The sequence below is a fragment of the Roseovarius nitratireducens genome (assembly GCF_002925845.1).
GTDB classification, from domain to species: domain Bacteria; phylum Pseudomonadota; class Alphaproteobacteria; order Rhodobacterales; family Rhodobacteraceae; genus Roseovarius; species Roseovarius nitratireducens.
This window is the reverse complement of sequence record NZ_PDNI01000069.1, coordinates 22,393-45,185: the sequence shown is the minus strand read 5'-3', so window position 1 is coordinate 45,185 and position 22,793 is coordinate 22,393. Positions and strand designations below refer to the sequence as shown.

Below are 22,793 nucleotides of genomic sequence, written 5' to 3'. Positions count from 1 at the left end.
GCCTCGTTGGACGTGCCAGTCGGATAAGCCGCCAGCGTCTCGTCCTGATCGATGAACAGCGTCGCCATGTCTTCCAGTGTCGTGCCGTTGGCAAAAGCTGTGCCCCAGAAATTCAAACCGACAGCGTCAGGTGCCCGGTTGAAATAGGCGATATAGATTTCAATGAGGCTCTCGAATTCCGGCTCGGACAATCCGGCTGTGCCGCCGAACGTGGTCAGATCGTAGGACGATCCGAACGAGTTCGTTTCAAAATCGAGCATTTCAATATCCACCAGCTCGTCCGTTCCGTTCCCATCCAAGCGCCGGTCGGTAAGGCTGGTTGAGGTCGGGCTGAGGGTAAGGGAGTAGCTGGCCTGGTTCCCGGAATATGTGACCGTATCGTGCCCGGTCCCGCCATCGAGCTTATCATTGCCCTGGCTGCCCACTATGGTGTCGTCGCCCGCATAGGCTTCAATCAGATCGGACCCAGTGGTGCCGTTTAGTATATCGCCTGCGGATGTTCCATCGATGACCTCTCCCAAGGTTGAAAAGATACTTTCAGCCGCATCAGGGGTGACACCGATAAGCGTGATACTCCCCGACAATCCTTCATCACTGACATTAACAACGACCCTGGCATCGCCACCGGACGTCGTTTCAATGTCCAGAAGACTGCCGGTGCCTTTCAGTTCGAGACCATCCGATCCGAGCAGCTCCAGAAAGTTTTCACCCACGCCAAAATCGGAAATGATGTCATCGCCAAAAAAACCCGAGAAACTGAATGTATCAGAGCCACCGCCGCCAGCTAACGTGTCATTGCCAGCACCCCCGGTGAGGGTGTTGGCCACGGAATTGCCAGACAGATCATCGTTTCCAGACCCGCCAATGACGGTCTCGATGAACGCTTCAAACGCGATGCCAATGTTTTGTGAGCCATTCCATCCCGGTGTCGGCACGTCAGAGTAGGAGCCGGGTGTCAGGTTGACGGAGATGTCGAGTGCGAAGTTACTGAAATCGAACGTGTCCTGGCCACCGCCATCCCAGATGGTTTTCTGCACCGCTTCGGTTGAGTCGAAGGTGTAAACATTGTCCCCGGAATTGTGGTCCCAGTTGGCTCCGTACGAATGCTGTGCTGCCAGAATATCGTAAACCATCGGGGTTTGGATGGTCCAGGAGCTTTGCTTCGTCGAGCTGTCCCAGGCCCATGCATTCTCGGGGTTCGTGTATGACATGACCGTATAGGCACGCGTGTCATACGCTTGGGAGTAGATGTCACCGTCGCTGCCATCAAAGGAGTGCTCCAAACCCAAGGTATGACCGATCTCGTGCAAAAGTGAGTAAAAGTTGTAACTCGATTTGCTCCAGTCCGTGTCACTGGCGTAGTCAGAGTTTATCCAAACATCGCCGCCGCTTGGCCAGTAGTTGCTCGGGTAATATGCCCACCCCCACGCATTTTCTACGTTTGATGTGAATGCAAACCGCAGATCGCCGACGGATGTGTCGGTTTCATATGTCTTTGCAAAATCGACATCGATTACATCGGACCATGCAGAGAGCGCATTATCGACAGCGGTCATTTGAGGGCTGCTGAGACCGAAATACGAAGCCGCCTCCAGCTCGCCGTTGCCATAATCCATGCCCCACTGGGCCGTGTCCGATGTGGTCCACGGAAAGCTGTAGCTCAGCGTTGTGTCCGTGCCATCGCCCCAACGGGTGAAATTCTCATTCAGAAGCCCCGTAACGAAGGGGTCTGTTGTATAAGGGGCGGTGCTTGTTGGACTGCCAGTAAAGGGATCGGCCATTTTCTAGAGTTTCCTGCGATATGACCTGCCCCTTTCCTCGGGGCCACATAAGTAGACATGCGTTTTTGAAATTTTGATCTGAGTTCGCGATAGGTGTCTTGGAAACGCACCGCCCACCATATGATGTTCAGAGGCTCCGTTAATGGCTCCTCAAACCGTCATCTCAACCATGACAATGAAGATACCGGTTCCGCTAGCTTAATACCATTGGGCCTGATGGGCTAGCCAAACGGCCAGTGGAACGCGTATTTGCTTTCCTTGATGTACTGCTCGGCGGTGCCGCACTGGTTATAGAGCTGATCTGATCCCCGGAATTTGGACCATTTGAAGCTGGAGTTTTCCACTACGATTTCCCGGCTGGGAGAGGAGCGGACTCACATGAAGGCATCGAAATTTTCGAACGCGCGAGACAGGCGTTCATCATCAAGCAGGGCGAAGAAGGCACGCCGGTCGCGGAGATCTGTGCCGGAAGGCGGAGATCAGCCAGGCGACCTACTTCAACTGGAAGAAGAAGTATGCGGGCCTGTTGCCGACGGAGATGACGCGGCTGAAGCAGCTCGAGGACGAGAACGGGCGGCTGAAGAAGATCGTCGCCGATCTGACCTTGGACCGCGAGATGTTGCAGGACGGCATCCGCCGAAAGATCTGACGCCTGGAATGAAACACCCAGCATGTGACAAATCAGATCAGCGCATCCTCCCGGTCATCCGCCTTATCAGCAGTCAGGAAGCCAGAGGCTGATTCACCCCTGGCTTGGCGTCTCAAAGTCCGACGAAGGGGTCGTCAATGACACCGACAAGGTTGAGCAGAAATTCCCCGTTATCCGGGTCCAGAGCGGCGCTGTAGGCATTATCGACGACAGTCTTGCCGGCCGTCAGATCAGCACCTGCCTGGTCGCCAAAGGCGTCCATGACGGCACGTGCATTGTCGACATCGCTCATCCCCTTGATAGCCGAGAAATAAGTTGCAAGATCAATCTTGTCGTCAAGGTAGCTCCTGTCAGGTGTCCCGTCCTCGACCCCGCGCAACACATCGAGAATGAATTGATCACGGCTGACACTGCCTGAATCGAGTTGGCCCACCCAGAAGTCCAAACCGGCTGCATCCGGGGTGCGCCCGAGGACGTTACCATAGACGGTGTTGGCGAACGCCTCGTTGGACGTGCCAGTCGGATAAGCCGCCAGCGTCTCGTCCTGATCGATGAACAGCGTTGCCATTTCCTCCAGTGTCGTGCCATTGGCAAATGCCGATCCCCAGAAAAGCAGCCCTTCACTGTCCGCCGCCCGGTCGAAATAGGCGATATACATCTCCATGAACGAGGCAAGCGACTCTGCAGAGAGGTCGATAACGTCGGAGACGCTTTCGAGATTCCAATCCGTATCGCTGAAACCGAGCGTCTCGATATCGATCAGAGTATCGGTCCCATCTCCGTCACTCCGACGGTCAGAGATCGATACGCCGACATCCGATAGTGTCACGGTGTAGCTGTCCCGGGAACCAGAATACTTTGCGACATCATTACCTTCGCCGCCTCTCAGGATATCATCACCTTTGCCGCCGTCGAGGATATCGTCACCGGCGCGCCCGACGAGGGTATCATCGCCTCCCTTACCAAGTATCGTCATGTCATTGTTCGCACCGTCAGCATCATCGACCAACCTGTCCGGTCCTGTCGTCCCCTCAATGACATCGGCCGGCGGCGCTGAAATGATTTCTTCGAGGATGGCAACCAAAGCGTCATCATCGGCGGCATCAGAGAAGGTACCGCCATTGTTTCTGGCAATAGCCTCAAGTTCCGATGTGTCGACGCCATCCGGCCCCGTAAAGATGGTGAATATCTCTACATTTGCTATAGATGAGTCCGTTATGGGGACGCTGCCTTCATCAACAAAAGGATTGATGTTTCCTTCCGTGTTACGCTGGTCAGCTGCTTGTTCATGTTCCGACAACGTCAGCTCGAAACTATCCTGCCTTCCGTTCGCGCCCTCGACTGAAGCCCGAGACGTGATCACGGCACCTATACTGTTGGCCAGGCCCGTGACAATCGAGGCAAGATGACCGTCCTTTGCAGATGCATCCGTAAACAGGGCGACCCGCAGCTTGGCAGCTCCGGCACGCCAGTCTCCCATTGATCCGTCGAGCGCTGCCTTCAGGCCGGAAAACGCTGTTTCGGGAAGATCACCACCGCCTGATACGGTAATACCATTGATCGCCGCCTCGGCTGCGGACTTGCGGTCCGCAAAGGAATCCTGGTCAGTAAAGGGCAGGATAACCTGCGTCGCTTCGCCGATCGTTTCATCCTTGAACCCGACAACGCCGATACGGGCATCCGCGGCTCCGCCGGCGAAAGCGGCATCTATCAGAGTGGCGGCCTGGGCTTTGACAGCCCCGATCGATGATCCCATGCTGCCCGTCGTGTCGATGACCAGGGCAAAATCGGTTTGAAAGCTGAGACCCTTTTTGGTCAGATTGAATGTCTCGCCATCGCTTCCAAACTGGATCTTCTCGATATTCTTTAACGTGTCCTCGCCTTCGGTCTTGGCACCGCGGACATGCTTGACCGTCCAGGTTCCGTCGTCGTTTTTGCGGACATCATATTCCAACTCGTCGTTGAGATAGACAGCCGTGTCAGTGCCGTCTCCGCCGGAGAGCGTGTCATTGCCGCCCCGACCGACCAGGAAATCATTCCCCTTCCCGGTTTGCAGCTTGTTGGCACTCGACCCGCCAATGACAAGATCCTTCGTGTTGTCGGGAGTGTTGTCGTGAGTGCTGATATCACTGTCGCGCGTTACAGCCACATCGATGGCTGTTCCGTTCGTATAATCCCTGTCCCGCTCAAGAAAATCACCCGAGTCGTAAGCTGTATAGGAAATCTGCTCGGGAAGTCCGAGCTCCTTGTATATCTTGTTGACAAAGGTGACGTTGTCACCTTTGTAATCCGCTTTCGTGTTATTATCGAGCTTGCCCGTCAGGGCATGTCCGAGTTCGTGCACCAACCCTGTGACCAGCGTGTCCTCGACGGCCTTGCCCTTGGGGCTGATATAGTCGTTGTCAGCAAGCCAGGACACATCTATCTCGACATCCCCGGTATTGGCGAACGCCTGGAACTTGCCAGCTTTGAAGTCGATATCGATCGTCTTTCCCGCCGCGACCCAATCATCGAACATGGTCTTGGCGGTGGCCGAGCCGTCATAGGCTGTTTTCATCGCCGCCAAGATCGCGGTTTTATCAGCATTCGAAAACCCGGTTACATTTGTTTTTGCTTCAATATCTGCGAAAGCCATGGCCCCCTCCATTAGCTAACCATCTTGCAAAAAGATCCTATGATCGTATACTATTTCGAGTTCTGAGTCTAATTTTGGATGACGTAACGTCATCCATTGGCTTCATGAAGCGCACCACCTGCCCCTCGACGGGCCCCTGAGACGGGGGGGAACGATGTCGAAATCACGGTTCACCGGTGCGCTTCTGGTCGGGTTGTTCTTGGGTGGAGCGCATGTTGTCAGCCCCGCCGAGACATCTTCAGAAATGACGGACAGCATGCATGGCAGCCAACCCGAACACGTTACCTGCTGGTCGGAGCGCCTGACTATAAAGCTCATCCACGATCGGGAATCCCGAACCTATACAGCGTCTGATCTCGATCAACTCGCCGATGAGCGGCCAACGCCGTTCAACACTTTTGCGCAGGTCACGACACGGTTCCTGATCGATCTCTTGGCGTCCCGCCGGTCATGCGACACCGGTACCAAAGGCGCAGACGCATCGACACCAATCTCGCTGACATTCCTATATTGTACATTGTCCAAGGATCGGTCGGAATGCAATCAGCCCTCGGATGGATCGACCCCCGAGGTCACGCTCCTTGCCGAAACGCCTTGGGCGAGGATCGGGTACAGCGCACCCGACTCAACCCAGATGATCGGAACCTTCAAGTGGGACATCCGGCAATTCCTGACTGACAGGTTGGCTGTCGAAACTGGTCTGGCCGTTGCCCCTCCTGACACGCTGTCTGCGGAGAGGTTCAAGGCCCACCTTCAGGACTATATTGAAAGCATTCTATTGGCCAACTCTGCCGAAGCACGTGACAAACAGCTTAAGGAAATCAAAAAGCGTATACCTGCGGATATCTTATGGCTGTTTAGCAATGCTTGGCAGACAACACGCGGACCGTTTGAAAACGAAATTGCCAATGCCGTGAATGCTTTCGAAGAAGATATACTGGAATATGCTGTAACCCTTACCCGTTATATCCTTGTGAAAGCGCTTGATGAGAGAACCGGCACGCTGAACATCACGACGGCCGCACAAGTGCCGGAAGATATTCAGAACCTGTTGCACGACATCAACCTCAGAGATTAGGCCACTCGTGCCCAACCTCGAATGTGGAGCCCCCGGTCATCACTGCACGATGTCGAGGATCGATTGTATTTCGGATGACAGCCCGGACAGATACGATCAAATCCGGGTTGCCTACCCTGGAAACACCGCGGTTCTCAAAAAATGCCCTCGGCGTAAGGCGGGTGTCGCATCTTAAATACGCTGTCCTCTTTCACGAAACCGGCCCAGCCTTCGCCTTGTAGACGGTGCCGCGCGAAATTCCCATGTCGCGGGCGATCCGTGTCGGCGACTGGCCCTCTGCCAGCCTGGCCTGGATGGCGGCCATGTCGATCCTGGGAACGCGCCCCCGGTAGACGCCGCGCTCCCTGGCCGCGGCGATGCCCTCGGCCTGGCGTTCGCGGCGCAGGTTGGTCTCGAACTCGGCAAAGACACCGAGCATGTCGAAAAACGCCTTGCCGGTGGCCGTGGAAGTGTCCACCGGCTGCTCGGTCGCGGCCAGGTGCGCGCCCTTGGATTTCAGGCGGGTGACGATGGTCTGCAGGTCACCGAGGCTACGCGCCAGCCGGTCAATGCGGGTTACGACCAGCGTCTCGCCCGGATGGATGAAATCGAGGATCGTCTTGAGCTCGGGCCGCCCGTCCAGGCTGGCCCCGCTCTTTTGCTCCGTCCGGATCATGCCGCATCCCGCGGCCCGGAGCACGCTCACCTGCGCTTCGAGGTTCTGCTCGGTGGTCGAGGTGCGCGCATAGCCGATTTTCACGTGAGAACTGTTCATTTTGGGTGTGCCCTCGGGATGATATGTTCATTATGCCGGAATGGGCCCAAAATAAACAGCCGAAAGTCGTTTTTGTGTGTTCAGGAAAAGTGTCACCAAGGGTATACCCAAAATAGCATACTTCGCACCTTTCATCCATTACATGATCTGTCACGAATGGGGACATCTCGGCCTAAATCATGGTTTCAGCATAAGCGCGTTCGATCTGCGCCGCTTCATCATCAGTCAATGCCTTGAACTCATTGGTTCTGGCGCGACGCGAAAGTGTGCCACCGTTTTGCTGCAGGAATCGGAACAGCAAATCGATGGTGAGTTGGGGCATTTCAACAATGCCTTCGATCTGGTCACGGAACGCGTCGTAGCTTCGCAGGAAGGCCATCTCGGAGGGCAGGTCTTCTTCAATTGTCTTCTGAACGCATGAATAGAGAAATTCCGCGTGCGGGGTCGCGTCAAAGAAGCGGTAAAAATTACCCGTGTCATTCAAGACACGAACGTTGAATTTCTCTGTCGGCTCCCACTCGATCAGCGGCAGCAGCCGCGCAGAATAGCTCTCAAGGACCATTCTGTACTCATCGATGCGCTCGAAGATCGCGGCGGACACCGGGAAGGTCACGCCTGGCGGGTTGAAGCCGCGTTCCGCCAGAACATGATGAATCAGGTAGCGGTGCAGTCGGCCGTTACCGTCCTCAAAAGGGTGGATATAGACAAAACCGAATGCGAGGATTGCAGCGGAAACGACCGGGTCGGAGTGCCGAGACGCACCCTGGTCAAAAGCGATCATACCGTCGGTCAGGGACGGAAGATCTTCATGCCGCGCGCTGATGTGATCAGGCAGAGGCATGCGCGTCTCGCGGTCATGCGCCCCAACAAAACCGCCCTCGTCGCGGAAACCCAGCTTGATGAAACGCGCATCGCCTATGACGATCCGCTGCAGTCGTAGCAGCTCATCTCGGTCGAGGGGTTGGCGACCAGCTTCGCCGATGGCACGGCCCCACCGTTGAATGCGGTCTTGAGGCGGGCGTTCACCTTCGATCGCATAGCTGGAACGCGAGTCCTTGAGCAGCAGGAATGCAGCCGTTCGTGCGAGCAAGTCTCGGGGGACGTCAGCGATGACCGCGCGGGCCCGGCCCGGCAGGTCCATTGCGATGAACTCTTCGAGTCGTCGCGTGCGAAAGACCAGCGGGCAGAAATCTCTCGTTCCCGGCAGATTATTTTTCACGCGATATCGGGGAGCGTTTTCACCTTCCGTCGCGAACTGCTGGCCGGGATCAACTACAGGCACATAGCGACCGCCTTCCGCATCTGGCAAGTCCAGCTGGTTGCCTGTAAGCCATTCATACAAAAACCATACGCGCCTTGCGTAGCTGCCGGTCGGCTTGTTGTGCACAATCTCTGCGATGGCGTCGGGGCCGGTGGCCGCGAACAGCCTTATGAGGACAGCCAGATCAAGCCCTTCGTACTTGAGTGCGAACGTGAGGTGGCCATCGAGGTCTGCACTCGGGGCGTGACGTGGTGTCAGGATGCGCCAGGTATCATCCTCGAAGATGCGGTGATGGTTACCCGTCGCCGACAGTTTGCGGGGCAAGGGCACTGACAATTCATAGGCATCGATCAGTGCGCCGTAGCCTGCCAGGGTAGCGGTCTCCGGAAGACGACGCTCCTGAAAAATGGTCCTCGGGCCCGAAAAATGTACCTCCTGGTCGGACGGCATGAATTCCGTTCCTTTGGCGTGAATTTTCGTTGGAGACTTTGGTCTCCATGAAATTTGTTCCTATCACATGAAAAACATGCCTGAAAAGGCGCATTCTGTGAAAACAGAGCGCTTCTCGCGGAGCTTACGTGTAGCCAACTTCATTGGCGATGTGCATCAGCTGATAGGCCAGGATCGCGATGAGCAGGCGCACCTCGTTGCACGCGAAGGCGCTTCTCCGGATCAGGGACGCGAGGTTTCCGATGAATAAGACGGGCTTGCCATGCATCGCTTCAGCCGCCAGGTGTGCCCGTCCGGTCTGCACCTGTCCGGGCGCTGCGCCCTTGCAACGCTCACTCTTCGATCAGGCTCTTGCGGACCGCGTCGAGCAGGGGTGACGCGATGAAATTCAACACCGTCCGCTCCCCCGTCGTGATGATGACATCGGCCGGCATCCCGGCCGTCAGGCGGCCTTCGATGTCCTTGGGGATATCTTTCTCATCCACGTCGATACGGGCCAGATAATAGGGCATCTCCTGGGGGTTTTCCGGCGTGATGACGTCATTGGAAACGGATTCGACCTTGCCGAGCATGATCGGTGTGAGTTTCGTCTTGAAGGCCGTGAACCGGACTTCGGTCTCGAGCCCCGGCGAGACATTGTCGATATCGCGTGGCGTCACCCGTGCGTTCACGATCAGCTCCTCGTTCTCGGGAACCAGCTCCATGAGCACATCGCCCGCCCTGATCACGGAACCCACGGTGTGAACCTTCAGGTTCTGGATCGTGCCGGACCCGGGGGCACGGATCTCCGTGCGTCCGAGAATGTCTTCGGCGACCGTTTTCCGCTGTTCGAGTTCCGATATCTCGGAGCGGACTTCTTCCAGTTCGGAATTGGCGCGCTCGCGGTATTCCTGCTCGACCTGGAGCGCTTCGAGTTCGGTTTCGCTGATGACGTTGCGGGCTTGTGCGGTTTCGGAAATCACCTGCCCGAGGGACGCCTCGATCTGGATCATCTCGTCTTCGCGCTGCGACAGGACATTGCTCTGAACCAGGCCTTTTTCCTGGCCGCTGCGCATCCGTTCGACCATGTGGCTGAAGTTTTCGACGCGGCGCTTCAGGGCGGATTTCTGAAGCTCGAGCCCCTCGATCTGTTCCTTCGTCTGATCGACCCGGCTGGACAGGATGTCGATCCGGGATTTCATGATGGAGCGGCGGGCCTTGAAGCGATCCCTCTGATCCGCGATCACCGCCTTCAGGTCTTTCGATGCGGCATCGGGGTCAATGTCGTCCGGCAGGTCGATCCGGTCCGCCATCTTGCGTTCTGCCAGGAGGCGGGCTTCGGCGACCAGGGCCATGTTCAGCCGGGTGTTGATGACCTCGAGGTTGGAGTGTGCCTCGACACCGCTGAGGCGCAACAGGACGTCGCCTTCATTGACCGTGTCGGCCTCTTTCACGCGGATTTCTTCCACGATCCCGCCTTCGAGGTGCTGCACAACCTTGCGGTTGCCCTCCAGAGAGACCGTGCCCGGCGCAAAGACGGCGCTGTCGAGCTTGGCGACGGCGGCCCAGCCTCCCAATACGCCGAACGTGATGAACACGATCGCGTATCCCATGATGGCAATCGGTTTCGGGCTCGGTTTGATGGCCATGTACGGCACGTCCTTGTGTGGCTTGGTCCGGTTCCGATATTGTCCGGAAACCCGTTTTTACAAGCGGGCGCTGTCAGCTCTCGTCCTTTTCGGACGTGGACAGCTGAACCACCGCGGGCGAGTTCCCGGACGCGGCTTTCTGCGCTTTTTCCGCAGCCGGCGCGGCTTGCGGCTGTTGAAAGAAGTCCTTGGTCAGGCCGAATTTTTCGACCGTGCCGTTCATCAGCATCAGGGTCTTGTCGGACAGGGCAAGCAGATTGGTCTTGTGGGTTACAAGAACGACGGTCTTGCCCATAGCCTTGAGTTCCTGGATGCAGGAAACGAGCGCTTTCTCGCCCATGCTGTCCAGGTTGGAGTTGGGCTCGTCCAGAACCACGAGGCTGGGATAGCGATACACGGCCCGGGCGAGGCCAACGCGCTGCCGTTGCCCGCCGGACAGGAACATGCCGCCATCGCCGACATTGGTCTCATAGCCATTGCTCAGCTTCTGGATCATGTCATGCGCTCCGGCCAGGGTGGCGGCGGCGACGACATTGGCGTCCTCCGGATCGTCTTCGAACCGTGAGATGTTTTCAGCGACGGACCCGCCGAAGAGCTTCACATCCTGCGGCAGGTAGCCAAGGTAACGCCCGAGCTGTTCGGGGTCCCAATGGTGCATCTCGGTTCCGTCCAGACGCACGGCACCGGCGGCCGGCGTCATGGCCCCGACAAGATGCCGGACCAGAGAGGACTTGCCCGATCCGCTGGGGCCGATGATCGCAAGCACTTCCCCCTGGTTGATGGAGAAGCTGATCCCCCTGAGCAGCGCGTCCCGGGTGCCCGGAACGGTCGCGAACAATTGCTCTACCTTCAGGTTCCCCTTGGGCTCCGGCAGTTCGGTCCGCTCTTCCTGTTCCGAGATGTTGGCGAACAGCTGCTTCAGCCGCTTGTGAGAGGACCGCGCGTTGACGAACTGCTTCCACTGGCCGACGGCCTGTTCCACCGGCGCCAGCGCGCGCCCCATCACGATCGACGCCGCGATCATGATACCGGGCGAGATAAGCTGCTGGATGGCCAGGTAGGCCCCTGTCCCCAGGATGGCCACCTGAAGGCTCATGCGCACGAATTTCGACGACGCCATGATCGAGCCGGCGCGATCGCTGGCCTTTGCCTGGTGGACCAGCATGTCGTCATGCTGGCTGAGCCAGCGCTTGGTCAGCTGCTTTTCCATGCCGAGCGCGCGGATGACCTCGGCGTTCTGCATGGTGGTGTTGACGAAATGGTTGGCCCCCTGCGATGCCTTGCTGGCATCCTGCAGGGCGTTGCGGGTCGCGAATTCATTGGCGAGCGCCAGGCCAAAGATGATGACGGCCCCGATGGTCGCCACGAGGCCCAGCCACGGGTGGAACGCGAAACACAAGGCGAGAAACAGCGGCACCCAGGGCGCGTCGAAAAACGCGAGAATCCCCTGCCCGGTCATGAATTCCCGCACCTTGTCGATATCGCTCAGGGCGATCTGCGCATTGCCGCCCGGCAGGGCTGTCTGCTGCTTGACGACGCGGTGGAACACGGGATTCGCAAGAACCTCGTCGAACTGCATCCCCGCGCGCACCAGAAGGCGCGAGCGCGTGAATTCGAGCAACCCGTAGCTGACCAGCATGGCAATCGCGATTGCCGAGATCATGATCAGGGTCATCTCGTTCCGGCTCGACAGCACCCGGTCGTAGATCTGCAGCATGTAAAGAGGGCCGACGAACATCAGCAGATTGGTAAAGAAACTGAAGACGACGGTCGCGATGAACGTGGACCGGAACCTGCCATAGGCTGTCTCGAGCGAGGTTTTCTGGCGCATTTTCACGAAGTCTCCGCAGCCCGGGGCATATGAATTTCGCTATACACTAGCATAGCCTCGAAATTGTTTCCATCGGCACAAGTCATCATCCCGCCTCATTGGCACGGAGAGTGGTATCCGCGCATGCGTTGCCGACTCTGGTCAATTCATCCGCGCCATGTCGGCCGGGGAGTGGTCCGGGGTGATCCAGCCGGGCCAGAAATCGCCGCCCCACCCGGCCTGGCAATAACACTTGTGCAGCACGCCCAGCCATTGCCGCAGGGCGTCCCCGGTGAAGGGGACCGCCTCCAGCACATGTTTGCCGCCCTTGAATTCCACGCACAGCCCCCCCTGCCCGTCACGCAGGCCGATGCTGGTCACGAGCATCGCAACCCCCGCCTGCCGGGCGGTGGTCCCGACCCGGACGGGCTCTTGCGGCCTCAGGGACGCCTCTGCGGCCTGCTGGGTGAACCGCTGCTGCGCCCCGCTTTTCAGCGGCCTGTCCGTGGATACGCCCGACGGCGCGGCGGCATCGATCCGCCTGACCAGTTGCACCACCAGCTTGTTCAGCAAGGGGCGTGTCAGCCACAGGATACGCACGGCCCCGTCATCGCGCTCCAATGAGAGCCGCATGCGGTCCTCGACCGGCACGTAATCCGTGGTGAAGCGCCGGATACCGGTCATCGGGGCGCACGCTCCGCCCTCAGTCCGTCTTGCTGGTTTCGCCAGCGAGCATCTCGCCCAGCGAACGGGCATAGGCGTTGCGGGCCGTCTGGATGACGGCCGCCTCGTTCTTGAGCTCCTCGATCTTGCGATCGCAGTAGGACACGTTCTGCACCTGCCGCTTGACGTCGTCCGACAGATTGTCGGTATCGTATTCGGTGCCGTCGACGGTGATCTTGGCCATGAGCGTTGCCTTCTTATGTGATGAAATGCGTTGGCCGTCCTCTATCCGATGAGGACCGCAGGATCAACATCGCGCGCCTTGTGCCTGCGTTTTGTCGCCGAAAGGCGTGAAACCGGTGCGCCCCCGCCACTTCTGACAAAAACTGCGAGCCCCGAACGTCCAGCCTCGCGTTCACACGGCACCGGGGAGATCCACACTCGAGGTCAGGCACGAGGCTTGCCCACACGGCTACGGGTCAATGGACAAGCAAGATGCAAACGCCATATAGGCGGGGCGACGGCCTGCTACGACGACGAAAAACCTAATCGTGAAGACCTCTTAACTGCTCTGCATCCTGGCCAGGAGCGCCCTTGCGAGATCTCGGGACATGTGGAATACCGCCAATATCGTCACCGCCTCGGCGCTGACCTCATAGACGATCAGGTAGGGCAGTCCCGAGACGCTCAGCTCCCGCGTCTCGGGATGGCGACCGGGGCGTCCCAAGGCGGAGAACTCGGGCAGTCTTTCCGCTGCCCGCACGATTCCCCGATACACATTCTCGGCGGCGACCGGATTATCCAGCGCGATATAATCCACGATCCCCTCAAGATCGCGGGCTGCTGGTTCGGCAATAACCAGATGCTTCAACGTGCCCAATCGTGCTTCGCGGCAATTCCGGCAAACACCTCATCGGCAGGAATGACCTTGCCCTCTCGGGCGGCGGCGATCCCGCTCTTGATCCGCTCCATCTGCCAGGTGTTGGCTTCCAGATATTGTTCGATGGCCTGGTTGACGATGTAGTTGCGGGAACGATCCATCGCATTCGCCAGGGCATCAATCTCAGATACCTTGGCTGTGCGGATGGTGATTGGCTCGGAAGCGGCGCGCTGTGGCATGGTGTGTTCCATTGTAGTCACTTGTAATCATAGCACCTGATGCCGTCAGTTCCAAGTCGTGCAATCACTCCTCGATCCCCTGACCGCCCGCCGCTTCAAAATGCTGAGTCGGCCAAGCACGAAGGAATCAGGCGTCTCGGGGTAAGACCTTTCATTCTGGATCAGGCCATGGCGTCAGATTCACCATCAAGGTGGAACTTGATTTGTCATGACAAATCATGACATCATGTTGGAGAAAGGAAGGTGCTCCATGTCCCAGAAAGTCCGTGAGAAATTCGCGACCCAGGTCAACACCGAACTCCTCTCTGCCGTGCGGGGTCTTGCCAAGGCAGAAGGGCGGCAGCTTCAGGCGCTTGTCGATGAGGCGCTTACCGATCTCATTGAGAAGCGCAAGCACGAGCGTCCGCGCGGCCATGTGATAGACGCCTATCGTGCCAGTCGCGCGAAACGTGAAACGCTCTACAGGAAGCTCGCTGAGTGACAGATTATCTCACCATCATCGAGGTTCTGGAAATCCATGCCGACCAGATCGAAGCGTTCGGCGGTGCTGATGGCATCCGCGATCCCGGTTTGATCGAAGCGGCGCTGTATCGGCCTCAGACTGGCTACTATGACGATGAGATCGAGCAGGCGGCAGCGCTCTGGGAGAGTTTCGCCATGAACCATCCGTTCGTGGACGGAAACGAGCGTGTCGCCTTCGCCGTGACCGAAACGTTTCTCGCGATCAACGGCTTCTCCATTACTGCGGGTTCCGATGCGATCTACCGCTTCATCATCGAGAGCCTCGAAGGCGGCGCGTTTCGCCATGATCGGATCGTGCCCTGGCTGAGGGAGCATACCGCGCCATTTGACGCTTCGAGATAGGCGGCTGGCCCAGCCCGATGCGCTCTCCTGGGTCCCTGTTGGGTCCCTGTCTTGAGGTCCTGTTTTCCAGGCAGGCGACCATCCAAGCACAGCTCCGCCACCCGCTCCTTCCCCCCGCATGCAGGGGAAGGCCCGTCATCTGATTTGCCGTATCCACGCGATGCCCGATATCGGAGGCCAGCCGCTTCCCCGCAGAGTTTTCATCTGCCCCCGACCGACTGACAACCGTTGGGCAAGCACATGTGGATAAGCACATGGGGCAAATCAACGGGTCAGGGGTCAAGTCCCCGCTCTGATACATATATGGGGTGAACCAGGATAAATATATCCCGAGGTTCGATATGAACCGCGTCGGTGGGTTCCGTTGTCGCGTTTCTGCAATGACCTAGACGGAGCCGGATCAAAGCGGGTCGGGTGAAGTCCCCGGCAAAGAGCCACTTTTGAGGGCCGGCAAGTGACAAGCCGTAGCGGTAGCCTCTTTCGTCTTGTGGCTGTGAGACCCCAGACAGGAGAAGGACCCGGATAAACCCTAGACCCCCAACATACACACTGGGCCAAGCAGCACATTAGTAGGGTGAAACTCATTCATACCAAGCAGGAAGCAACAGAAGGCACCTGGGCACAGAGTTCAAACCTAAGGGCTGGAGAGTTTACTAGAGTTCACCTCGGTCAACTTCAGTGTCGTCATGGGAATTCCGAGTTAGGACATAGGGTTGTCATAGGTCGGGAATTTTCAGAGATAGGCCTTAGGTTGCCCAGGTCGAAGACGGGGATGTTGTGGGCTTTGGTTTTAGGTAGAGGCGAGTTCCTCATCGAACTCCATGTCTCCTTCGTAGATGTCGACATGGCTGGGTCGCTTCCAGTCGATCCCATCGGAATGATCTGAGTACAGGGGGAACTCCTTCCATTCAGGATCGTCCTTGAAGAGAACGTGGAAGGTATCCCACTTGACGAACCATTCCTTGACATCGGCCCAGGTATGAGGGGAAAGGTCGGCTGTCCCCGCTGCGCTGCAGTTGTAGGATGTTGATACGGTTATGTGCATGAAATTACATCCTTATTCTGTATCAGCTGAAGTACTTGCTGGTTGATTTCACCGAGATCCATGGATCCCATATCAAAGACAGGAATATCATGTGCCCGAGCAATGCGGATGGCTTGGCCGGTGCCGCCTTGGCCCTGGCCTCCAGGGGTTGAGCAGAGGACGAAGAGGCAGGGGCTCTGCATGTCCCGGCCCATGATCTGGTAGCTGTTGCGGATCATGAGGGGTCTGATGCCCAGGGAGAGCTTGTCCCAGGCGGGGTGATGTTCCTTGGCGAGCTTCTCGGCTTCGTAGTAGTGATTCATATCCTTACCAATGACACCTGGTTCCTCAATAAAGCGACGTTGGAAACCCTGCCAGGGGATGTAGATCTCCTTGGGTCCGTGGGCGTTATCGCAGCCATTCTCGAAGGCTGTGTCAGCCCCGTAGGCGGCTCCTGAGCGCAGGGTGAGACCCAGGGAGGCCAGGGCTTGTCCAGCGGCTTCCATGGCGTTCAGGATGGGCTCCTTGGTGCGTCTCCCGCGCCCGACGAAGCATCTGCTCGACCTATCCCTGATCGACCGGGGCCGCTCGGGTCATCAGGTCGTCCCAGCCCGTAGGTGGATCGCCCGCAGCCAGACGCTTCTGGAAGATCCGGTAGGCGTCGGTCTTGCTGCCGTAGGCCCTCTTGGTGCCTTCGTCGTTCACCCAGCCGTAGATGATAACCCTGGAGTTCGTGTCGTAGCGGAAGAAGAGGCGGAACTGCTGCAGGAATTTCGCCCGTTTCCAGGCCCGGTATTCCGGCCCGATCGTGTTTCCCATGTCAAAGGCAGAGGAGGTCGGATCCGAAGGAATGACCTCCTTCGTCAACTTCTCTATGGCCGCCAGGATCTTCGTGGGTGCTTTCTTCCGGTAGGTCTCTGGATGCTTCTCCCGAAGCATCTCGACGGTCGCGATGAGGTCTTCGTATGCCTCTTGGAAGGCCGTATCCTGAAGCAGGGTCCAGCCGTTTATGACCAACGCGCCGTCAATCTGGCCATTCTGGCCATTGCTCATTCGTCGTCCAGCGGTGCGTCCAGATCGACCTCGACACCGTCGGTCAGTTCCGCAGCCCGACGGGTTGTCTCGCCGCCAAACGCTTTAAGACGTTGCGGGTTGGTGACCATCTCCCGCTCGAGAAAACCAAGGAAGGCCTGGACCACTGGGTCGACCTGGCTGTCCTCGGGCTCGGCTTTTTCCAGGATTACCTGGCCGCCCCGGATGACGTAGGCGACCTTGTCACGCTTGCGAAGATCCAGGACCTTGCGGACCGCGGCCGGGACCGTGTTCTGGTATTTGTCCGTCAGGGTCGCTTCGAAGCGCGGTGCTTGCACATCGCTCATGCCGGTGCTCCTCAAGCAAAGCTCATCAAGAAAGTAATGCAAACCCATTACCTTTTCAAGGTATCTGGGCAAGGACTCAACCTTAGCGTTAATATCGGCAGTCTGACCCCAGGGAACCACCTAACAAGAGAGGTACCTGGGAAACTGTTAGAGTTTAGGAATGGAATTCTCGAGTTTTGTCAAAAACAGCCCTTTTTCTCGGATTAACGCAGCCTCTGGCAGTCTCTGGCTGCCTCTGACTGCCGCTCCGGACCTATGGATTCCCTATACCCTGAAGAGTCCTCTTCGGTTTTCTATTAAAAAGTGTCAAAAGTCTCCATAAACTCTCTTTAAGTTGTATACGTTATCTGAGCGAGCTGTCTGGGTCGTGTCCACAGATTGAGATCCGGACGTTTGTGAGGGAGAAACGCGCGAAAGTTGGTGATGCCCTGAGGGGCGGCATATCATGGCGGTGTTCAGATGCCGTCAATTCTCGGTCGAGAAAGGGATATGCCACATGTCAGACGACACCATCACCCAGCTGCCCGATCGGTGCCAGAATGGAATTGCGCCACCACAGGGCCGCTCACAGGCGATCTCAGGGGGTATCCGGGGTGACCCCACGGAAGATCAGCGCGGCTGTGGTGCTGTTGTGACAGGATTAGTGTGCTGGGCTGATATGACGGGGAATATCCATTGCTTCGTGCAAAATGCGAATGATGAGGATGTGATCGTCGGTCTGCTCAAAAATGATCAAGTGGCGACCCGCAGTGCTTTGGCGTAAATTTGATCGGCTGTTCTGTACCGGCTTACTGAATACAGCGTCCTGCCCAATCTTCTGTATCTGCAAGTTCAGTTGCGAAGAATACCGTTCCGCTTGCCGCCTGTCCCATCTACGGATGCTATAGGTGAATATGCCCTTCAAGTCCTGCCGGGCAGCGTTGGTAAACTGGATTTCGGCCATCAAGCTTCGGCAACAGCTTCGGCAAACAGATCATCCCAGTCGAACGGTTCGCTAATACCACTCGCATAACCCTCCTCAATCGCGTCGTTGAGCCGTTGAATCGCGATCTGCTGTTGTTCGAACAATCGCAGCGCATCACGTACAACCTCACTGACCGTGCCATAGCGCCCTGTCTGGACCTGCTGCGCAATCAGTTGATCGAAGTGGTCACCCAATATGATCGATGTCGCCTTCGCCATCACGTCCTCCATATATTATTAAATCATATATTGGAGAGCGCCGGAAGGTCAAGCGCGCCTTGATTGCCCGTCACCGACCTTGTTCCGTGGACCATGGGACTCGATTCATCACCCTCCCCGTAAATCGTATAATCGGTACAAAACATATTTGCAGATGCCATTATTTGTTCTTTTTTGCTCCGTATGCCGGGATGATCCTCCAAGGTTACTTCTCGAACACGACACAGGGGGCCTTTTGGCCCCCTGCCCTACGGGTTTTCCCGTAGTATTACTGGTTGCCCGAGGGCAGTTCGGCCTTCAGTGCATTGGCATAGGCATTCCGGGCTGTCTGTGCGATCGCCTGCTGCTGCTGCAGCCGGGCAATTTCCTGGTCCACGACGCGCAGGTTGGTCAGCTGGTCTTTGGCGGCGTCACTCAGGCTTTCCAGCTCGTAGTCCTTGCCATCGATGGTCACGGTTTGGGTGTTGGCCATGTCGGGTCTCCTGTTTGGCTTTGACGGCACGCCTATCAAGGTGATGCGAGGGACAAAAGCCCTGCCCCTTCGGAAAGCAAAACCCCCGACCGAAGCCGGGGGTTTCATTGTCTTTACCTATTTCGCAACAGGCTCCTCATTCAGGCGAAGAGCTTATGCGATTTCCAGCGTGCCATCGGTCTGGTTGTAGGACGCGGTGGACAGGTCAACCGTGCCAACGATCTTGATGATGCTGTCAGTGCCGTTCTGGAAGTCATTGTTGTTAGTATTGTCACCCGACTGAACAATGTAGGTATTTCCATCGAACTGGAACCAAGCTGCATCGTCGTCGTCTGTTCCCAGACCGTTAACAGCCGCATTCGCAAAGTCCTGGAACACTGCGGTATCCGCGAGATTAATCGCAGCCGAGGAGAATTCGACAGTGCCAGTATCAGTACTATCGAAGTCGATGATATCCCCCGACGACAGGTCCATGATGCTGGAAAAGCTGTTGAGATTGGTCGGTGCATTGATGTCAGCATCAAACACGAACGTGTCCGCACCCGCGCCACCGGTCATCTCGGTCAGGTTTGCACCGGTCAGGGTGTCGTCTCCGGCACCACCAATCAGTTTGTCACCCGAACCAGACGCCGTCAGGCTGTCAGCACCCGAACCACCAGTGACGGTCGTCGTGCCATCATCAGCGGTGTAGGTCAGAGCGCCGGTCATTGCCGAAGCATCAACCGTTGTGAGGCTGCTCGCGCTGCTGACCGTCAGATCAACATCTGCATCGCCGCTCACAGTGACAGTCTTAGCAGAGTCCGCATCAAGGGTCAGAGTGGCTTTGCCATCTTCATTCCCATCCGTATCCAGATCCTCTGCACTCACCGAAATGGTTTCGACATCATCGACGGTGACGAGGCCGAAATCCTTACCGTTCTCTGCTTTAGCAACAATGTTGAGGGAGTCAGCAGTACCAGTAGAAGCGTCGGTGACTCCAACAGTCGTTGTCACAGCGTCAGTAAGAACCACAGTACCATTGCTGGCCATGTTGTTCAGCGTGATACCTGATGCATTTGCGGTGGTTGCCGCAACAGCAATGGTGTCATCACCACCAGTATCAGTGGGATTTGCCACCGAAACCGTAAATGGAACACCTGCGTTATCAGCCGTCAGAGTGAAAGTATTGGTTGTAGCTGATGCAGTAACAGCCAAGTCTGTATCGGCATTGACGAGAGTTGCGAGATCCGATGCGACCGAGGTCGCTGTTTGCGCAGCGGTTGCTGTATGGCTGAAAGTCGTACCATTGATCGTAACCGAGAAGACATCTCCGGCTTCCACACCAGCAACAGCGGCATCATCAGTCACTGTCACCGTGTTGACTTGAGCGGTACCAGTAGCTGACCCCAGAGTGACATAATCGATGTCATCCAAGTTGGCCAGATTGACCACCTCTTGACTAGATGCATTCCCGATAGTCAGGCGCTCGAAGCTGTTGATCTTGGTTTCGAACGTGGCCGTTGCTGAGTTGGTTTCAGCGTCAGCAGCGGTAAGCTCCAGCGTATCGGTACCGTCACCACCTTCGAGGACTTCCGTAGAAGTGTCGCTGCCGTTAGCCAATGTCAGGGTGTCGTCGCCTGCGCCAAGGTTGATAGCCTTGGTCGGATCAGCAACGTTAACGGTGACATCATCCGCACCAGAGCCGCCCGTGAATGCCGCTTTGGTGCCATCGATGGTAGTCGTCACACCACCTGTATTGCCGGTTGCAGACACTGATGTGGCACCTGTGCCGGAAATATCACCAAGGTCCACAGCACCCGCACCCGATACAGTCACGGTTTCTACAGCAGTAAGTGTAGAGCCCGTAGCGATATCCAAGTCGACGGCTGCGTCCACAGTCAAATCCGTTACCGCGGCTGCTGTCAGCCCGAAGGTCGATGCCTCACCGGTCGCATTCAGCGTCAGAGTATCAACTGTGGCTCCTCCACCGTCCAAGCTAACGGTTGCATCAACGTCTTCGACGTTCAGCGTCAGGGAAGTAGCCGTAGTTGTCGCGGTCGCCGTACCCGTGTCAGAGTTCTTGAGCGTCAGAGTCTCAAGGGCATTCAGCGATGTGCCGCCGCCCAACGTGGCGTTGGCTCCGTAACCATCAACGGTGATGTTTTTGATCGACGCAGTTGCGTTATCATCGATCGTGACAGCGCCGTTAACAACACCCAACACGCCTGTAACGCCGGTCACCGCAGTAACAGCGTCTGCCGTTTTAGTGACCGTTATGTTACCGCCAGCAGCAGTATCTGAGTTGCCGTCGAATGCGGTGCCAGCACCAGCAACCGCTTGCGAGAAGACGACTGTATCGCCGCTCGCCGCACCGGAAACCCAGCTGCCATCAAGCGAACCAGTATAGGTACCGTTCGCTGTCGGACCTCCGGCATCCTGCGTATCGCCATCTTTGGTCAGGCCTGCAAAGGCTTCAGCAACTTCAGCTGCGGTCAAATCTTTCGATGCGGTGAAGGTCAGACCGTCAATGGTCGTGCTTTCGCCATCATCCAGCGCGACAAACTTAACCGACTGCTTTTCAGAAACACCCGCAACTTCTTCTACGAAGTTTTTCGCGGCGACTTCTTGGTCTTGAGTGACCGTCACATCAGTTGTGCTGTCTCCAGCATCGATATCTACCGCACCCAACGTGTGAGAGTTAGCGGTTGTGTCTTTTTCAGCTTCAGTCATGTCCGACGTAGCCGACTGCGTGACATTAACCGTGGTACCACCGGTAACGTCGATTGTGTCAAGCGTTGCGGCGGCACCGTCTGTCGCAGCGCCGGTCGATGTAACGTTGACCGCTCCTGTTACCGCAGTGGTACCACCAATTGTAATACCCGATGCGGCTGCGTCAGATTCTGTTGCAGTGACGGTCACATCCCCGACGTTATCGATATCAATGTCGTCAGCGGCGACATTCATCGTTTGTGTGACGGTCGCGGATTTACCCCCATTGATATCCGTTTTGAAATCACCAAGGCCAGATGCGCTCACATCTGTTGTGCTCGACCCCGTCAGAGTCACAGCACCACCAGCCTGCTGGACATTCAGCTGCTCAACACCGGTCCAAGAGCTCGAGTCCACCGTGACAGCAGCCGCACCCTTGACGTTTACGATTTCAACGTTCGAAACATTTGACCCTGCAACGCTAATTGCATTGGTTTGATCAAAAAGATTGAACGTATCGGTGCCACCAGCGCCGTCAATACTATCAAGCGCTTTGAATGTTTGAGTCTGGGTGCCACTAACATCAACATCCTGCGCTGTGAACGTATCGTTGTTCGCCGTACCGGTGAAGTCATCGATACCGTTAGTGAGCGTGAAGGTGCTACCGACGTTGGTGTTACCCGAGATAAACGTATCGGTCGTGGCTTTTGCAGTCGTCACCGAGGCGGCCGTTCCGTCAACGCCGTTGAGAATGCCGGTGGCCGAATCAAACGCCGCCTGGTCGTTGACCACGACCTTGCCGTCGATTTCCTCGGCGATCGGATCGCTGGACAGGCCGATGCCTGCCGCGGCGGCGTCGGTCGCCCAGTCGAGGCCGACCTCGACCTTGTTGAGCATGGTGGACCGGTCCTGGCCGTCGGCGCTATCCTGCGCGCCCTCGATGATCGCCAGGATGATTTCGCCGACCGGGGTATCCCCCGATTCCAGCTGGTCGGTCCAGAAGGCCAGCCCTTCGGTATCGGGCGCGCGGTTGAACAGGTTGAGATAGACCTGCGTGAGGAATGTGCCCGCGCCGACCAGGTCGGGCGTGTCGAAGAACGAGAACTTGGCCTTGGTTTCCGCGGCGGCGGAGAACGAGGTCGCGACCTCTTCCAGCGACAGGCCGCCCTGGATCTGATCCGTCCAGAACTGAAGTCCTGCCGGGTCAGGCGCCCGGTCGTAATAGGCCACGTAAATCGCGGTTGCCTGCTCTTGTGCCGTCAGGCTGCTGGTATCAATGGGCATTGTTCACGTCCTCTTTGTATGCACTCAGGGTGTTTGGCATCTTGTCCAACGATCCGCGCTTTCCGGCAAGGG

General features: G+C 57.1%; 22 protein-coding genes and 1 pseudogene. 4 read left to right on the top strand and 19 right to left on the bottom strand.

The window, feature by feature from the left end; genetic code table 11:
- On the bottom strand, positions 1–1,781 hold a 1,781-nt coding region (locus tag CRJ03_RS15105; protein ID WP_129590299.1), incomplete at its 3' end, for a M10 family metallopeptidase C-terminal domain-containing protein.
- Positions 1,782–2,159: 378 nt separating this feature from the next.
- On the opposite strand from CRJ03_RS15105, the pseudogene CRJ03_RS15100 reads away from it, so the two are divergent.
- Positions 2,160–2,424: pseudogene (locus CRJ03_RS15100) on the top strand (transposase); the annotation flags it as partial.
- Positions 2,425–2,542: 118 nt separating this feature from the next.
- On the opposite strand, the gene CRJ03_RS20490 reads toward CRJ03_RS15100, so the two are convergent.
- Positions 2,543–5,065, bottom strand: a complete 2,523-nt coding sequence (locus CRJ03_RS20490; RefSeq protein ID WP_165375336.1) for a DUF4214 domain-containing protein — start codon at positions 5,063–5,065, stop codon at positions 2,543–2,545.
- A gap of 154 nt (positions 5,066–5,219) precedes the next feature.
- Between CRJ03_RS20490 and CRJ03_RS15090 the strand changes: the two genes are divergently transcribed.
- Positions 5,220–6,143, top strand: a complete 924-nt coding sequence (locus CRJ03_RS15090) for a hypothetical protein (protein ID WP_129590298.1) — start codon at positions 5,220–5,222, stop codon at positions 6,141–6,143.
- Between the two features lie 190 nt (positions 6,144–6,333).
- Here the strand turns inward: CRJ03_RS15090 and CRJ03_RS15085 are convergent, their stop codons facing one another.
- The 9 genes from CRJ03_RS15085 to CRJ03_RS15050 form a co-directional block, all read right to left on the bottom strand.
- Positions 6,334–6,897 (bottom strand): recombinase family protein, encoded by a 564-nt coding sequence (locus CRJ03_RS15085; RefSeq protein WP_104019705.1) that lies wholly within the window; start codon positions 6,895–6,897, stop codon positions 6,334–6,336.
- Positions 6,898–7,069: 172 nt separating this feature from the next.
- Positions 7,070–8,608: a Fic family protein gene (locus CRJ03_RS15080; protein WP_104019704.1), complete on the bottom strand. Its 1,539-nt coding sequence runs from the start codon at positions 8,606–8,608 to the stop codon at positions 7,070–7,072.
- 124 nt (positions 8,609–8,732) lie between these two features.
- Entirely contained in the window at positions 8,733–8,876 is a 144-nt protein-coding gene (locus CRJ03_RS20160; protein ID WP_206018386.1) for a hypothetical protein, read from the bottom strand.
- Positions 8,877–8,940: 64 nt separating this feature from the next.
- Positions 8,941–10,236, bottom strand: a complete 1,296-nt coding sequence (locus tag CRJ03_RS15075; protein ID WP_104019703.1) for an HlyD family type I secretion periplasmic adaptor subunit — start codon at positions 10,234–10,236, stop codon at positions 8,941–8,943.
- Between the two features lie 73 nt (positions 10,237–10,309).
- The gene (locus CRJ03_RS15070) at positions 10,310–12,067 is read right to left on the bottom strand and encodes a type I secretion system permease/ATPase (protein ID WP_104019702.1); all 1,758 of its coding nucleotides are present in this window, start codon (positions 12,065–12,067) and stop codon (positions 10,310–10,312) included.
- A gap of 141 nt (positions 12,068–12,208) precedes the next feature.
- On the bottom strand, positions 12,209–12,730 hold the full coding sequence (locus CRJ03_RS15065) for a hypothetical protein (protein ID WP_104019701.1): 522 nt from the start codon (positions 12,728–12,730) through the stop codon (positions 12,209–12,211).
- A gap of 19 nt (positions 12,731–12,749) precedes the next feature.
- A complete protein-coding gene (locus tag CRJ03_RS15060; protein WP_104019700.1) occupies positions 12,750–12,953 on the bottom strand; it encodes a DUF6447 family protein in 204 nt (67 codons plus the stop codon).
- Between the two features lie 318 nt (positions 12,954–13,271).
- Complete coding sequence (locus CRJ03_RS15055) at positions 13,272–13,580, bottom strand: type II toxin-antitoxin system RelE/ParE family toxin (RefSeq protein WP_206018385.1); 309 nt, start codon at positions 13,578–13,580, stop codon at positions 13,272–13,274.
- Positions 13,577–13,840, bottom strand: a complete 264-nt coding sequence (locus tag CRJ03_RS15050) for a CopG family ribbon-helix-helix protein (RefSeq protein ID WP_104019699.1) — start codon at positions 13,838–13,840, stop codon at positions 13,577–13,579. The genes CRJ03_RS15055 and CRJ03_RS15050 overlap by 4 nt, the downstream gene beginning before the upstream one ends.
- Before the next feature lie 238 nt (positions 13,841–14,078).
- On the opposite strand from CRJ03_RS15050, the gene CRJ03_RS15045 reads away from it, so the two are divergent.
- Entirely contained in the window at positions 14,079–14,309 is a 231-nt protein-coding gene (locus CRJ03_RS15045; protein ID WP_104019698.1) for a hypothetical protein, read from the top strand.
- The gene (locus CRJ03_RS15040) at positions 14,306–14,692 is read left to right on the top strand and encodes a type II toxin-antitoxin system death-on-curing family toxin (protein ID WP_104019697.1); all 387 of its coding nucleotides are present in this window, start codon (positions 14,306–14,308) and stop codon (positions 14,690–14,692) included. The genes CRJ03_RS15045 and CRJ03_RS15040 overlap by 4 nt, the downstream gene beginning before the upstream one ends.
- A gap of 790 nt (positions 14,693–15,482) precedes the next feature.
- Here the strand turns inward: CRJ03_RS15040 and CRJ03_RS15035 are convergent.
- The 8 genes from CRJ03_RS15035 to CRJ03_RS15000 all read right to left on the bottom strand — a co-directional run bounded on the left by CRJ03_RS15035 (position 15,483) and on the right by CRJ03_RS15000 (position 22,721).
- Complete coding sequence (locus CRJ03_RS15035) at positions 15,483–15,737, bottom strand: hypothetical protein (protein WP_104019696.1); 255 nt, start codon at positions 15,735–15,737, stop codon at positions 15,483–15,485.
- Positions 15,728–16,222, bottom strand: coding sequence for a hypothetical protein (locus CRJ03_RS15030; protein ID WP_206018384.1), 495 nt, complete (start codon positions 16,220–16,222; stop codon positions 15,728–15,730). Before CRJ03_RS15030 ends, CRJ03_RS15035 begins: the two co-directional genes overlap by 10 nt.
- A 58-nt stretch (positions 16,223–16,280) precedes the next feature.
- On the bottom strand, positions 16,281–16,769 hold the full coding sequence (locus tag CRJ03_RS15025) for a type II toxin-antitoxin system YhaV family toxin (protein WP_104019695.1): 489 nt from the start codon (positions 16,767–16,769) through the stop codon (positions 16,281–16,283).
- Positions 16,766–17,095: a type II toxin-antitoxin system PrlF family antitoxin gene (locus CRJ03_RS15020; protein WP_104019694.1), complete on the bottom strand. Its 330-nt coding sequence runs from the start codon at positions 17,093–17,095 to the stop codon at positions 16,766–16,768. The genes CRJ03_RS15025 and CRJ03_RS15020 overlap by 4 nt, the downstream gene beginning before the upstream one ends.
- 640 nt (positions 17,096–17,735) lie before the next feature.
- Positions 17,736–18,038 (bottom strand): type II toxin-antitoxin system RelE/ParE family toxin, encoded by a 303-nt coding sequence (locus CRJ03_RS20605; RefSeq protein WP_104019693.1) that lies wholly within the window; start codon positions 18,036–18,038, stop codon positions 17,736–17,738.
- A complete protein-coding gene (locus tag CRJ03_RS15010) occupies positions 18,038–18,277 on the bottom strand; it encodes a type II toxin-antitoxin system ParD family antitoxin (RefSeq protein ID WP_104019708.1) in 240 nt (79 codons plus the stop codon). Before CRJ03_RS15010 ends, CRJ03_RS20605 begins: the two co-directional genes overlap by 1 nt.
- Positions 18,278–18,545: 268 nt before the next feature.
- Complete coding sequence (locus CRJ03_RS15005) at positions 18,546–18,749, bottom strand: DUF6447 family protein (RefSeq protein WP_104019692.1); 204 nt, start codon at positions 18,747–18,749, stop codon at positions 18,546–18,548.
- 153 nt (positions 18,750–18,902) lie between these two features.
- Complete coding sequence (locus tag CRJ03_RS15000; RefSeq protein WP_104019691.1) at positions 18,903–22,721, bottom strand: DUF4214 domain-containing protein; 3,819 nt, start codon at positions 22,719–22,721, stop codon at positions 18,903–18,905.
- Positions 22,722–22,793 lie beyond the last annotated feature (72 nt).

Coding starts and splice junctions, on each gene's coding strand:
- CRJ03_RS15030 (WP_206018384.1), bottom strand. CDS start 16,222: ATGGAAGCCGCTGGACAAGCCCTGGCCTCCCTGGGTCTCACCCTGCGC.
- CRJ03_RS20490 (WP_165375336.1), bottom strand. CDS start 5,065: ATGGCTTTCGCAGATATTGAAGCAAAAACAAATGTAACCGGGTTTTCG.
- CRJ03_RS15005 (WP_104019692.1), bottom strand. CDS start 18,749: ATGGCCAACACCCAAACCGTGACCATCGATGGCAAGGACTACGAGCTG.
- CRJ03_RS20160 (WP_206018386.1), bottom strand. CDS start 8,876: ATGCATGGCAAGCCCGTCTTATTCATCGGAAACCTCGCGTCCCTGATC.
- CRJ03_RS15060 (WP_104019700.1), bottom strand. CDS start 12,953: ATGGCCAAGATCACCGTCGACGGCACCGAATACGATACCGACAATCTG.
- CRJ03_RS15065 (WP_104019701.1), bottom strand. CDS start 12,730: ATGACCGGTATCCGGCGCTTCACCACGGATTACGTGCCGGTCGAGGAC.
- CRJ03_RS15070 (WP_104019702.1), bottom strand. CDS start 12,067: ATGCGCCAGAAAACCTCGCTCGAGACAGCCTATGGCAGGTTCCGGTCC.
- CRJ03_RS15010 (WP_104019708.1), bottom strand. CDS start 18,277: ATGGCGAAGGCGACATCGATCATATTGGGTGACCACTTCGATCAACTG.
- CRJ03_RS15085 (WP_104019705.1), bottom strand. CDS start 6,897: ATGAACAGTTCTCACGTGAAAATCGGCTATGCGCGCACCTCGACCACC.
- CRJ03_RS15080 (WP_104019704.1), bottom strand. CDS start 8,608: ATGCCGTCCGACCAGGAGGTACATTTTTCGGGCCCGAGGACCATTTTT.
- CRJ03_RS20605 (WP_104019693.1), bottom strand. CDS start 18,038: ATGGCCGAAATCCAGTTTACCAACGCTGCCCGGCAGGACTTGAAGGGC.
- CRJ03_RS15050 (WP_104019699.1), bottom strand. CDS start 13,840: ATGGAACACACCATGCCACAGCGCGCCGCTTCCGAGCCAATCACCATC.
- CRJ03_RS15075 (WP_104019703.1), bottom strand. CDS start 10,236: ATGGCCATCAAACCGAGCCCGAAACCGATTGCCATCATGGGATACGCG.
- CRJ03_RS15035 (WP_104019696.1), bottom strand. CDS start 15,737: ATGCACATAACCGTATCAACATCCTACAACTGCAGCGCAGCGGGGACA.
- CRJ03_RS15000 (WP_104019691.1), bottom strand. CDS start 22,721: ATGCCCATTGATACCAGCAGCCTGACGGCACAAGAGCAGGCAACCGCG.
- CRJ03_RS15045 (WP_104019698.1), top strand. CDS start 14,079: ATGTCCCAGAAAGTCCGTGAGAAATTCGCGACCCAGGTCAACACCGAA.
- CRJ03_RS15020 (WP_104019694.1), bottom strand. CDS start 17,095: ATGAGCGATGTGCAAGCACCGCGCTTCGAAGCGACCCTGACGGACAAA.
- CRJ03_RS15090 (WP_129590298.1), top strand. CDS start 5,220: ATGTCGAAATCACGGTTCACCGGTGCGCTTCTGGTCGGGTTGTTCTTG.
- CRJ03_RS15025 (WP_104019695.1), bottom strand. CDS start 16,769: ATGAGCAATGGCCAGAATGGCCAGATTGACGGCGCGTTGGTCATAAAC.